Genomic DNA, 12611 nt, shown 5'->3' on the forward strand with positions numbered 1-12611 from the left:
AGGTTTAAGTCGTGCCGCGTATCAGAACGCCGGCAGTACCGCGCCCTGGTACTTCTTGGCGATGAATGCCTTCACCTCGGGGCTGGTCAGCGCCTTGGCCAGTTTCTGGATGGCCGCGCTGTCCTTGTTGTCCGGGCGGGCCACCAGGAAGTTCACGTACGGCGAGTCACTGCCTTCGATCACCAGGGCGTCCTTGGCCGGGTTCAGGCCAGCTTCCAGGGCGTAGTTGGTGTTGATCATGTCCAGGTCGACCTGGTCCAGCACGCGCGGCAGCATGGCCGATTCCAGCTCGCGGAACTTGAGCTTCTTCGGGTTCTCGGCGATGTCTTTCGGGGTGGCCAGGGCGTTCTTCGGATCCTTCAGGGTGATCAGGCCAGCTTTCTGCAGCAGGAGCAGGGCACGGCCGCTGTTGCTGCCTTCGTTGGGGATGGCGACGGTGGCGCCTTCCTTCAGCTCAGCCAGGCTCTTGACCTTCTTCGAGTAGCCACCGAACGGCTCGACGTGCACGCCGATCACGGTTTCCAGGTGGGTGCCCTTGCCTTCGTTGAAGTTCTTCAGGTACGGCAGGGTCTGGAAGTAGTTGGCGTCCAGGCGCTTCTGGTCGACTTGCACGTTGGGCTGGACGTAGTCGGTGAAGACCTTGATTTCCAGGTCCACGCCTTCCTTGGCCAGGGTCGGCTTGATCAGTTCGAGGATTTCGGCGTGCGGCACGGGCGTGGCGGCGACCACCAGTTTTTCAGCGGCGTTGGCGAAGCCCGTGAACGACAGGGCGGCAGCCAGGGCGGTGGTCAGCAGGGTCTTTTTCATGGTGATCCTTGTTCTATAGCTGGGCCATCGCAGATGGCGACGTCGGGTGCCCATCCGTTCGGGTGGGCGTGAAACGGACAATACCGATTATTTTTATTCCGTAACAATATCTTTTGATTAGCTGCTTATTCCAAAAACAACTGGCCATCATGGCCTTTGGTCATGAGCGATAGCGCGCCGCTCTAAGGCGCGGTTTCATCCAGTCGCGCCAGGGCTTCGTTCAGCAGCCGGCGCAGTTCACCAAGGGTCTGCGCTTCGCCGCCACGACGAAGCTGATCCAACTGTCGCGCCAGGCTGGCCAGGGGGGCGATGTCTGGCAGATCGAGGTGCTCCGGAAGGATTTCATCACCGTCGCTGACCAGCAGAGCAAAGTGGATGACGTTCTCCAGCTCGCGGGTGTTGCCCGGCCAGGCATGGGCTTCCAGCGCCTGCTGCGCCGCCTCGCTGATCAGAGGCACCGAGCGGTCCAGGCGCACGCTGTAGATACCGACGAAGTATTCAGCCAAGGGCAGGATATCGCCGACCCGGTCGCGCAGCGCCGGCAGTTCCAGCTCGCCCTCATGCAGGTAGTGGTACAGCCGCTCGTTGAAGCGGCCGGCCCGCACCGCCTGGGCCAGGTCGATGCTCGACGCGGCGACCAGCCGCACATCCACCGCCTGGGCCTGGGTGGCACCGACACGGGTCACTTCACGGTTCTCCAGCGCCGCCAGCAGCTTGCCCTGGATCGCCAGGGGCAGGTCGGCGATCTCGTCCAGGTACAGCGTGCCGCCGTTGGCCGAACCGAACCAACCGGCCCGGCTGCTGGCGGTGCCGCCCTGGGTACCGGCGCTGTAGCCGAACAGTTCGGCGTCGGCGTAGGTCGGGCTGATGGCCGCGCAGTTGACCGAAACGAACAACCCACCACGATCACTGGCGCGGTGGATCTGCCGGGCCAGCAACTCCTTGCCGGTGCCTGTCTCGCCACGGATCAGCACCGGCAACGGTTGCGGCGCCAGGCGCTCGAGGGCCCGGCGCAGCGCCTGCGAGCGCTCGTCGACGAACACCAGCGCCTTGGCGCGGATGCTCAGTGGGCTCTTGTCCAGCTCGGGGAAGGTCAGCAGCGGCTGGCCGAAAGGGCTGTGAAACGTCATGGAATACTCCCGCCCCGACCGCAAGCGGCCGAGGCTCAAGGCAATGCTGTGGATAAGTGCCGAATCAGGCGCGGCGCAGCGCGCGCTGGTCGATCCGTGCCTGCAGGCGATAGAGGTAGGCGAAGCCCTGTTCCCAACGCTCATGGCCGGACTTGACGTTGATATGCCCGGCATTGGTCAGCAACCCCGCCTCGGCCCCCCAGGCACTCGCCAGGTGCAGCGCACGGGGCACGCTCACTGCCGGGTCGTTGTCGGAGCTGACTACCTGGCTGGGGAACGGCAGCGCCTGCAACGGAATCGGCGCGAAGTTGCGCAGGGCCGGCGCGCAGGTCGGGCGTTCGACGTCGGCCGGCGCCACCAGCAGCGCGCCACGCACCCGGCGCAGCAGCTCGGGGCTGGCATGCGCGGCCCAGTGGGCGACGGTAATGCAGCCCAGGCTGTGGGCGATGAGAATCACCGGCGAGCGTTCGGCGGCAATCGCCTGCTCCAGGGCCTGCACCCAATCACGCCGCTGCGGGGTCAGCCAGTCGTGCTGCTCGACCCGGGCGCTGTTGGGCAGGCTGCGCTGCCAGTGACTTTGCCAATGGTTGTCTGGCGATCCTTGCCAGCCCGGCACAATCAGGTAACGAATCGACTCATTGCGCATGGGGACGCCTCCAAGGTGTTTGCGTGCTTGGGGGCCAGTATAGGGAGGGGAGATCTAGCGTAAAGGAATAAGAAGCTATTTATTAATAACCAAAAAGCAATTTTTCTCTACGCGCTGGGTGGGTCTTGATGGCGACCAGGTGCTCGCCTGAGGATTTGTAGTGATGCGCAAATCGAGCGCCGCGCGGGCGGCGCTCTATCTGATAGGCGCTGAAGATTCTGTGGCTGGCCCTCTCACCCACAACGCCAATCAGAAATGAATCCCCAACCCCCCACGAACCACCAAAAAATCAGATTAAACCCCTTCCTTGTAGTCCATTTCCCAAACATACTCCCGCCGCCTTTTTTCCGTTGCGGCTGCTCTGGGAGCGCTCTAGTCTCGGCAAGTCGTTGCATATCAACGACACAGCTTTGACAGGCTGCGACGGTAAGTCATATGCGGTTCGTCTTCATGGCGGCTGTACGTGCGGGCACGCTTGCGTGCGCCGGAACTTATGATTTCCGCCGGTCTGTCAACCCACGTACAGCTGCCACCCTCTGTTTGACAGCAGGCAGGTGGCCGGCCCGCAATGGTAAATCAAGATGTTAAAGATCGTCCCCGACCCACCCCACAACCCTCACTCCCTCGAAGACACCCTCATCCAGGCCACCGAGTACGCCCTGTGCGCCTTGACCGTAGCCCATCAGGCGGTACTGGCCCAGCCCAAGTCCCCCGCCACGATCCTGATGATGGCGTCGATGCACGAAGTCGAATCGCTGCGCGTGCTGCTCGAATCGGCGTTGATCCAGGTGCAGATGCCCAAGGCCCCACAGACGCTGCACTAGCCCGCGCCCGGCCCTGTTCGCCGGCAAGCCGGCTCCTACCGGCGGCTGCGTCCACACCCGTAGGAGCCAGCCTTGCTGGCGAAAGGGCCCGCCCAGGCCCCGAAAATTCCAGGGAGACAAAACAATGACAACAGACGAAACCACCCCCAACACCACGGTAGGCAAAACCAAATTCTACCAAGGCTAAGGCCAGACCGCCCCGCTGTTCTGCATCGAACCCGGCATCTTTCGAATCAGTTTGTACAGACAACTCTTGCTTGCTGCGCCAAATGATCGGCGGCCAAGTAAATCCTATCACTACCTCTACTATCATATAACTCTGCACAACATGTCATTGCCCCCCACATATCCAAGAAAATTTCTGCCAAACCTTTGGGGATATGATCCTTCCCCTCAAGATCGAGGCCTATCCGCTCTAGCAAATCCATCAAATCCTGATATAGCTCCTCATTCACTCCCTGTCTCTCACGGATCTGCAAACTAAAATCCAGCCACTTAGAGACAAAAACATCAATCAAATCATTATTCATAACCACCTCTCTATGGCCTGACCAAAGTAACTGCGGATGCCGGCACGTGACCTACAATCAATATCTCCCCTGACTTCCTTGCAAAATTTCGAGCAGTAGCCCCTCTCAATTTACCGCACTCACTATTCAGATCCACAGAGTCACTCACCTGAGCAAGATCAATTTTGGCAATTCGCTCAGTTCCGTTACCATATTTCATTGAATTACTTACCGCCTGATCGTAGGTTTTGGAGGCCGAAATATACTGTGTTTTTACCGTTGGTTTCGAAGCATTTAATACATGACCTTCAACAGTGTAGTTACCTGCTGGATCTTTCGCGCTCAAGCCAACACTCGGATCTTCATCATCCCTCAACACACGATACGCATAACCTTCCTTACACTTGCAACAGACCTGATGATCAACTGATGGCGCGGGGTCTGACTTCTTACGCCTCTTGAGCCCAGATGGATCAATCCAGCCAGTACTATTGGGCGCATATTGATATACATTCACCCCCCCTGCAAAACCAATAGGATCTTTCGAAAGAAAACGCCCGTTGCTGGGGGCGTAATATCTATATCGATTATAGTGTAAGCCCGTTTCCAGATCGTGGTACTGACCCTGGAAGCGAATCGGGTTGCCCAGGCCATGCTGCTTGGCCCATTCCGACCGCTCCTCTTGGATTTCACCCCAGGCCTTGTACTGCCCGGCCCAGGCGACATTGCCCTGCTCGTCGGTCAATTCCATCGGCGTGCCAAGGTGGTCGCAGTGGTACCAGGCAATCGCCTCGAACGCCTGTGGTTTCACCTCGGTGTGCCACAACGGATCCTGATCGAAATCGTACTCACGCTGACTCCAGTCCGGCTGCTTGTGCAGGCGGATCGGGCTCTTGCGCAGAGCCTGGGCGACCGGCACAAAGCTGCCCGGCTCGTACAGGTAATGCACGGTGCGGCCGGTGTCACCTTCATCACGCGGCGGTGAACTCTCCCAGGCCAGGGTGTCACCGTCCCAACCAAACAGGGTGAAGCCACAGCCGAGTTCACGCTGGCGCTTGGCCCGTTGCAGCTGGTTCCAGCCGGTGCCCGCTTCCGGGCGGTCCCAGAAGTGCGCCACCGAATGCTTGTGCAGACGCCGGCCCAAAGCATCGTAGCTGTAGTCGACCTTGAGCTTATCGTCGTTGTAAGAGGCCAGCCGGTCGAACAGGTCCCAGGTGAAATGGGCGTGGGCACCGTTGTGCAGGCGGTGCACCAGGTTGCCGCGTTCGTCGTAGCGGTAATGGGTCCCGGCGTACTCGCGCAACAGGTTGTCCATCAGCTTGTTACGACGTGGATCAGCTTCCAGCGGGCGATTCAGTTCCTGAGTTTTCTGGTCCAGCAGGTTACCGGCCGGGTCGAAGGCGAAGGTTTCCACGCCCAGGCGGCTGGTAGCCTTGAGCAGGCGGCCGACGGGATCGTATTGATACTCCAACGGCCCCCGACGGCTGTCGTGGATGTTGGTCAACTGGCCCGCGGCGTCATAGCGGTACTGACGCTTGAGCAAGGTGGACTGGCCGTCATGGCTGCCCAGCAGTTGTTCCTGCAAACGCCCGGCCGGGTCCCAGGCCTGGGTCTGCATCAGCTTATTGCCCTGATGCCGCACGATTTCGCGGTGTAGGTCATCGCGCTCGTAGGCCAGCATCTCGTGCTGGTCGAGGGTCATGCCGAGCAGGTGGCCGCTGCCGTAGGTCAGCCAGCTGACCTTGTGGCCGTCCGGGCGGATCGTTGCGGTGCGCTGGTTGAGCGCGTCGTACTCGTGCTGCCACACCGCGACCATCGGCGTGCCGGTGGCCAAGTAATACTGATGCTCGCGGGTCAGGTTGCCCGCTTCGTCGTGGAACCATTGCAGCTTGCTGGCGGCGTTGACGGCCTGGATCAACTGGCCGTTGCCGTCGTAGGCGAAGGTTTCGCTCTGGCTTTGGTTGCCCAGGCGGGCCGTGCGTTCACTCAATCGGCCCATCGGGTCGAAGGTCAGCTCGATACGGCGCTGGCCGACTTGGGTCGAGGCGAGGCGACCGCTGTACGGGTCGTACTGATAGCGGGTGACCAGGCCATCGAAGCCGGTTTCTTGCAGCAGCCGGCCGACCGGGTCGTAGAGGAAGGTGGCCTTGCTGGTGTTCTCGTTTTCCAGCCCGATCAAGCGGCCGAGCTTGTCCCAGCGGTAGCGCAAGGTGTGCTCATTGGCGTCGACGCGTTCGGCAAGCATCCCCGCAGCGGTATAGGACCAAGTGGTGCAGCGGTCGAGCGCATCAACGTGGGCCAGCAGGCGACCTTCGGCGTCGTAGTTGAAGCGTTCCTCGGTCTTGTCCGGGTGGGTGACCTTGGCCAGTTGCCCGGCCTTGTATTCATAGGCGGTCTTGTTGCCCGCCGCGTCGGCGAACTCGATCAGCTGGCCGGAGGTGTCGTACGTCCACTGGCTGGTCTTGCCGGAGCAGTCGGTGTACTCGAGCAATTGCCCGGCGTCGTTGTAGGCCAGTGTCTTCTCGTTGCCGATGGCGTCCTTGATCGCCTTGACCAGCCCAGCCAGGGTGTAGGCGAACTCAGTCTTGTTGCCCAGCGGGTCGACAGTCTCGACCAGGTTGCCGCGCTCGTCGTAGTCGCGCCGCCACAACCCACCCTCGGCGTCGCTGATCTTGGTCAGCTGGTCCTGGTCGTCGTAGGCGTAGTGCACCACGCTGTGGTCGGCACGAATGTGCTTGAGGCGGTTGCTGCGCTCATCGTAGACGTAGCGGTCCTGGCTGCCGTCGGGGTGGACGTGGCGGATGACGTTCTTGCGCGCGTCACGGAACAGCCATTCGGAATTGCCGTCCGGGTGCTTGATGCGGTAGGTATAGCCCTCGGCGTCGTAGTAGTGCCAGGTTTCCTGGCCATGGGCATCGGTGACATAGGTCAGGCGGATGCGCTCGTCCCACTGCAGGCGGGTCTCGAAGCTGCCGTCGTCGGCCCATTCGTGGATGGCCTTGGCGTTTGGGCCGCTGCCGTCCCATTCGAGGTTGATGCCGCGGTTGGTGCGGTCGGTGTAGCGAGTGACCAGGTGGTGCTGGTACTGATAGCGCCAGGCGGCGCCGTGCTCATCCTGGGCGGCGATCAGGTCGCCCTGGTCATCGTAGTGGTAGGCGCACAGCTGGCGCAGCGGCTTGCCATCGACCACCTGCCACAGGCCCTGGAGGTGGCCGTGGTCATCGAGCAAGGTGCCCAGTTGCAGGTGTACCTTGGTCGGGTCGTCGTCCTGGTAAGTGTTGATGTCCGACAGCACTGGCCGGTCGTGATGGCGGTGCTCATAGTGCAACATCGCGCCGGCGCCGCTGCGCAGCTTGATGTGCGTCAGGTAGAAGCGGTCGCCATGGCGGGCATAGGTTTCCTGACGCGTGAGGCCGCGCAACAACACCAGTTGCTGTTCGCCGGTACGCACCAGGGTGAGGTACTCCACCGCGTCGTGGTGCGGCTTGCCTTGCTTGGGCAACGGGTACGCATGGCTGCGGCCGTCCATGTCGTGGAACACCACGCCCTGGTCGACCACGTCGATGCAGGTGGTGAACTCGGTGACCCAGCGGGCGCCGAGAACGCCGTCGTCCAGCTTGTCCAGCCGCGAGTTGTAGGTCCGCGTCCAGGTGACCGGGAACGGGCCGGGCAGGCTGAAGTCGGTGTGGTGCAGCGACTCGCTGCCCAGGGCGAAGTTGATGCGGTTGCAGGTGCTGGTGCAGACCTCGTTCTTCTGGTCGTTGGCCGCCTTCGTCGCAGGGCCCTGGACCGTGGTCGATTCAAGGCGCCCCTCAGCGGACTGGTGCTTGGCTTCTGTGACCTTGTCCTGTTTGATCGCTTTGGGCACGGCTTTGGGATTTCGGGCATGCCAGATCACGCTGCTGTTGTGCAGGATGCGCCGCATATTCTCGATCGAATGCGGGTTGGCAGCGCTGGACAAGCTCAACAGCTTGCCGCTCATTTGCGGCCCGAGGGTGCGGAATTGCTTGGTGTAGGCCAGCACTTCCGTCTGCACCCGAGTAGGCACGGCGTTGCTCATCAGCGTGTTGGCCGCGCCCTTGCCCATCGCCGAGTAAGCATTGCTCAGCGCGCCGAAGGCGTTCTCGAAGGCCACCGACGGGTCGGACTTCCAGGTTTCGCTGACCTTCTGCGCCAGTTGCGCGGCCTTGTCCAAGTCGCCCTTGCTGTCGAGTTTGCCGAGGACGATGGCGTCGATGGCGTCGGCGGTGTTGTTGATCAGCTTTTCGCCGGTCTTGGCGGCTTCGGTGAGGATCGGGGTGAGCTGGCCTTCGGCGTCGGCGAGGAACTTGTCCAGCTCGCCGAGCAGGTCGGCGTTGAGGTGGCCGACGATGATCTCGACCAGCGCGTCGCCGAGGACCTGTTTGCGCTCCTGGCGGGCCAGGGTCAGCATCGGCCGCAGGCCCTTGCGCGCGGCGGCCATGGTCGGCGGCGCGGGGATCACGCCGATCAGGTTGATGCCCAGGCTCACCCAGTCCCACGGGTCGGGTTCCTTGGCCCTGGCCAGGGTGACGATATCGCCCACGGCATCCACCAGGGCGATGATGTTGCCGATTACCGGCAGCACCTCGGCGGTGTCCTTGAGCCGTTCGAGGTTGACGTAGCCGCCGCTGATCTCGCGCAGCCAGGCGTCGAACACGGCGGCGCCGCGGCTGACGTCGGCCATGCCGATCTGGTCCAGGGGAACGACCGCCGCCTGGGCCGGACGTGGTTTTTCAGAGGTATCGGCGGTCATGACATCAGTTCACTTGGCAGAAGATCGGTAGCAGTGCTCAGGCTTGGGGCCTTGAAAGCGGGGAGTTTGGGCATCGCCGGCAGCTTGGGCAGGCTTGGCAGGCTGGCCATGGCCCCCTGCGCGGCGCTGCCCGCCTTGCCAGCGGCGCCCAGGGCGTTGGAGGCGGCCGGCAGCGCCGAGCTGGCGGCACTGGCCAGTTGCGGCAGGCCAGCAACACCGCCTTTGAGCGCGCCTTGCACCTGCTGCGCACTCTGCATCGCGCCTTGCCCGGTCTTGAGCAGGTTCATGCCGGTCTTGGCCGCATCCATGCCGCTGCCGGCCAGTTGCTTGGCTTTGTCGAACAGGCCGCCTTCGCCCTTGGGCAGCGGCAGCTTGTCGACCAGCGATTCGAGCTGGGTCGACAGGCTGTTCGGGTCGGGCGGCTGCACCGGCCACTCGACTTCGCCGATGTAGCTGCTCGGCGACCACGGGGGCGTCGGGTCGCGGCCGAAGGTGACCCAGGCTGGGCCCGGCGCGGCGCCAGACACGGCATTGAAGCCCTGCCCGTCCAGCGAGCCCTTGAGCACCGTGCCCAGGGCGTCGGTAACTTCGTAGTCGCCGGCCTTGATGCCCTTGGTGTTGGCGTACAGGTTGAACAGCTCCAACGCGCCCTTACCGGGCTTGGGCGGCTCGGGGAAGGTGCCGGCCATGCTCGCCGCGCCGATGTGGGCGAACTGCGCGGCGTGGGCGGTGTAGTTAGCGCTGGTGACGTGGGTGATGCCGCTGGCGTTGTAAGTCGTCGCGCTGCCACCGCCCTGCACCACCAGCTCGGTCTTGGCCTTGAGGATGATGCGGTCGGCGTTGGCAGTGATGTCGAGCTTGGCCAGCAGGTTGATGCTGTCCTTCAGCGCACGGATGTCGATGTCGCCCGAGGCCGAGACCAGTTTCCAGCCCAGGCTCTGCACGAAGAAGCGCATGCCCTGGCTGGCACTGGCCAGCAGGCGTTTGCCGATGGACAGGCTGGTGTGGCCGGTGCTGCTCAGCGCCAGGTGGCTGCCGCTGGTGATGTGGTTGGGGCCGGGGGTGGTCAGGGCGATGCCGGCCGGGCTCGAGACCACGAGGTGCGGCTGGGTGAATTCGGCGAACTCGTTTTTCGTGAGGTCACCTGGGCCGCTGCCGAGGATGCCCATGTGCTGCTTGTGCAGGTCCTTGGCCACGGCGTCCTGGTCGCCCGGTTCCTGGGCCTGCATCTGCTTGGCCAGCTCCGCCAGGCTGTCCTGCTGCTCGCTGGCGGTGGCCAGGCGTTCGGCGGTTTCCGGCAGGTCCTTGTGGTGCTTGGCTTCGTTCGGGCGCGGTTCGGTGGTGATCAGCAGGCCACCGGCGGCGCGCACGGCGCCGTGGCGGTCGGTGCGCAGCTCGAAGCCTTCACCGCGTGGGGCGCCGCCCGACGGTCTGGGGTGCGTGAGATAACCGAGGTTCAGCGCACTGGCGCCGTGGTCGCTGCGCAGGGCGATGCTGATTTCGCTGGTGGTGTCGTCGATGCGCAGTTCGTTGTTGCGGCTGCCCTTGTATTCCTTGCTCTTGATCGTGGCCAGGGTCTTGAGGTCAGGCAGCTTGTAGTGCGGCATGTTCACGCCGTGGTACAGGCAGCCGGTCACCAGCGGCTGGTCGGGGTCGCCTTCGAGGAAGCTGACCAGCACCTCCATGCCGACCCGTGGCAGTTGCAGGCCGGCGATGCCCTGCCCGGCCCAGCTGCTGGCCACGCGCATCCACACGCTGGACTTGTCGTCCGAGCGGCCTTCGCGGTCCCAGAAGAACTGCACCTTGATGCGGCCGTACTCGTCGCAGTAGATCTCCTCGCCGGCCGGGCCGCTGACCACGGCACGCTGCTCACCCAGCACCTTCGGTTTCAGGTGGTTCAGCGGCGGGCGGTACGGCTGCTCCCACGGGGTGACCACGAAGAAGTTGCGGTAGCCCTGCTGGAAACCGTCGAAGCGTGGGTCGATGTCGCTGGTGATGGCTTCTTCCAGCACCTGGGGCTGGCGGCCCTGGTGCTGCACCTCGGTGAGCAGCCAGAGGTCGTTCCACGGGGCGTTGGGGTGTGCACTCAGAGTCAGGAAATGGCCACTGGCGAGCAGCGGCTGGTCACTGTCGCCGCTCGCCTGGCGGTAATCGCTGCGGTGGCGTTCCAGGGCGCGGTTGGCCAGGTGCTTGCCGCGCGGGCGGTCGAGGAAGCGGCCGGGGTAGTCGTAGTCTTCCAGGGCCGGCTCGTCATGGCTGTCGGCCTCGCCTTCGAGCTGGATCAGCGGTTTCTTGAAGTCGTAGTCGCGGCGCGTGACGCTGCTGGTACGGGTTTCCAGGCGCAGGGCGAAGCGCTTGATCATGGGGGTGTCGGCGACCAGCCCGGAGTCGTGCTGGAACTGCACCGGGGCCAGTTTCGGGAACACCGTCTGGTCGTCGCCGAACACCAGTTGGTGGCCGTCGGCGCTGTGGCGGAAGTGGTAGTGGATGCCCTCTTCTTCGCACAGGCGCTGGATGAACTGCAGGTTGGACTCGTCGTACTGCACGCAGTACTCGCGCTGCGGGTACGTCGCGCCCAGTTGGAATTGGTAGGCGTTGGCGAGGATGCCATGCTCCTCGAGCACCTGGGCGATGATCTCCTGCACGGTCTTGTGCTGGAACATGCGCTGGTTGATGCGGTGGGCCAGGTAGGCCAGTTGCGGGCGTAGCGTGACCTGGTAGCGGGTCAGGCGCTTGCCGGCCTCGCCTTGCGCGGCGCGGTAGATCAGGCCGTGCAGGCCGCGGCCGTCGTCAACGAGCTGGAGGAACGCGGGCTTGTGCAGCAGGCTCTCCAGGTCCCGCGAGGGGTGCTCGCTGACCAGTTCCAGGTCGATGGCGTAAGGTTGGCTGATGGCCTCCTTGCCGTCGAAGGCAAGCACCTGGAAGTCGTGCTCCAGGCCGTCGATGTGCAGGCTGAAATGGGTCTGGTTCGCGGCGGCAAACATCCCTGTCCCTCTGTTGCGAAAATTCGATGGTCAAAACGACCGCAGCCCGCGGCGCGAACGCGGCGGGCTACGGTGGAGTCCAGGCTTAGCCCGCGACCGGCGCGCGCCAGTCGTCGGAACCGGAAGTACCGGACACTTCGTGGGTCCAGGTGATCTTGCGGTAGGTGAAGTGCACGTCTTCCAGGTGGGTGAAGTGGGCGTTGCCCGGGTCCTGGCAGTTGTGCATGTAGTCCTTGATGTCGACGATGATCGCGTCTTCCAGGACGGTGGTGTAGTAGTGCTCTTGGGTGCCCTGGGCCGAGGTGCGGTACCACTTGATCTCGACCTTGGTCATGCGCTCGCCCGAGGTCAGGGCGGCCAGCAGCAGTGGCGAGGCCTTGTCGAAGACCTTGGTGATCTTCACCGGCTTGTGCACGCGCTGGCCGGTCGGTTGGCCGGACTGCGGGTCACGCGGGATGATCACTTCGTGCTCGAAGCCCTGGACCATCACCTGGTCTTCGTGGCCTTCTTGGTAGGTGTTGCCCACCGAGTCGGCGGTGAACGCGCCAGCGGTGATCAGACCTTGTTTTTCGCCGGTGACGGCCATGTAGGCGGGAGTTGCCATGTGTTGCTCTCCTTGCTGGATAAGTGCCTGTTCTGGCAGGAAATTGCCAGTTGGCTAGCAAGAGAGTTATCAAAAGTCATGCCAGAAAATATTTTCCTAATATTTTCATGTACTTATACGCATTACTCATCCATTTGGATGCCTTCAAAAGAAAAAACCATCCAAAAGTTGCGCAACTTTTTGCGCAGTGGTGGCAAAAAGTTGCGCAGTTGGCTGTAGGCCTTGCTGCGCATGCTCTACATCAATGTATTCACACACTTATCCACATTCGAGTGCGCAACTTCTTGCGCAGTTGACCCATAAGTCAAAATTTCCGAGCAAGACCAAAATGAG

The 12611-nt window shown here is 62.7% G+C and carries 9 protein-coding genes; 2 read left to right on the forward strand and 7 right to left on the reverse strand.

The annotated features are described in order from the left end of the window. Positions 1-21: 21 nt before the first annotated feature. The 3 genes from IM733_RS18185 to IM733_RS18195 form a co-directional block, all read right to left on the reverse strand. Positions 22-807: a MetQ/NlpA family ABC transporter substrate-binding protein gene (locus tag IM733_RS18185; RefSeq protein WP_248917900.1), complete on the reverse strand. Its 786-nt coding sequence runs from the start codon at positions 805-807 to the stop codon at positions 22-24. 182 nt (positions 808-989) lie between these two features. Further along, positions 990-1937: a sigma 54-interacting transcriptional regulator gene (locus IM733_RS18190; protein WP_248917901.1), complete on the reverse strand. Its 948-nt coding sequence runs from the start codon at positions 1935-1937 to the stop codon at positions 990-992. Positions 1938-2001: 64 nt separating this feature from the next. Continuing rightward, positions 2002-2583, reverse strand: coding sequence for an alpha/beta hydrolase (locus tag IM733_RS18195; RefSeq protein WP_011536247.1), 582 nt, complete (start codon positions 2581-2583; stop codon positions 2002-2004). A gap of 581 nt (positions 2584-3164) precedes the next feature. Here IM733_RS18195 and IM733_RS18200 point away from each other — a divergent pair. Next, positions 3165-3407, forward strand: coding sequence for a hypothetical protein (locus tag IM733_RS18200; RefSeq protein WP_248917902.1), 243 nt, complete (start codon positions 3165-3167; stop codon positions 3405-3407). Between the two features lie 233 nt (positions 3408-3640). Here IM733_RS18200 and IM733_RS18205 read toward each other — a convergent pair whose 3' ends face one another. The 4 genes from IM733_RS18205 to IM733_RS18220 all read right to left on the reverse strand — a co-directional run bounded on the left by IM733_RS18205 (position 3641) and on the right by IM733_RS18220 (position 12278). Next, positions 3641-3937 (reverse strand): hypothetical protein, encoded by a 297-nt coding sequence (locus IM733_RS18205; protein WP_248917903.1) that lies wholly within the window; start codon positions 3935-3937, stop codon positions 3641-3643. Between the two features lie 10 nt (positions 3938-3947). After that, entirely contained in the window at positions 3948-8690 is a 4743-nt protein-coding gene (locus IM733_RS18210) for an RHS repeat-associated core domain-containing protein (protein ID WP_248917904.1), read from the reverse strand. After that, positions 8687-11674, reverse strand: coding sequence for a type VI secretion system tip protein VgrG (locus IM733_RS18215; RefSeq protein ID WP_248917905.1), 2988 nt, complete (start codon positions 11672-11674; stop codon positions 8687-8689). The genes IM733_RS18210 and IM733_RS18215 overlap by 4 nt, the downstream gene beginning before the upstream one ends. Positions 11675-11759: 85 nt before the next feature. Next, a complete protein-coding gene (locus tag IM733_RS18220) occupies positions 11760-12278 on the reverse strand; it encodes an Hcp family type VI secretion system effector (protein ID WP_011536257.1) in 519 nt (172 codons plus the stop codon). Here IM733_RS18220 and IM733_RS18225 point away from each other — a divergent pair, their 5' ends adjacent. Next, complete coding sequence (locus IM733_RS18225; RefSeq protein WP_248917906.1) at positions 12279-12497, forward strand: hypothetical protein; 219 nt, start codon at positions 12279-12281, stop codon at positions 12495-12497. It begins immediately after the preceding gene. Positions 12498-12611 lie beyond the last annotated feature (114 nt).

Source organism: Pseudomonas entomophila (assembly GCF_023277925.1).
Classification (GTDB): domain Bacteria; phylum Pseudomonadota; class Gammaproteobacteria; order Pseudomonadales; family Pseudomonadaceae; genus Aquipseudomonas; species Aquipseudomonas entomophila_D.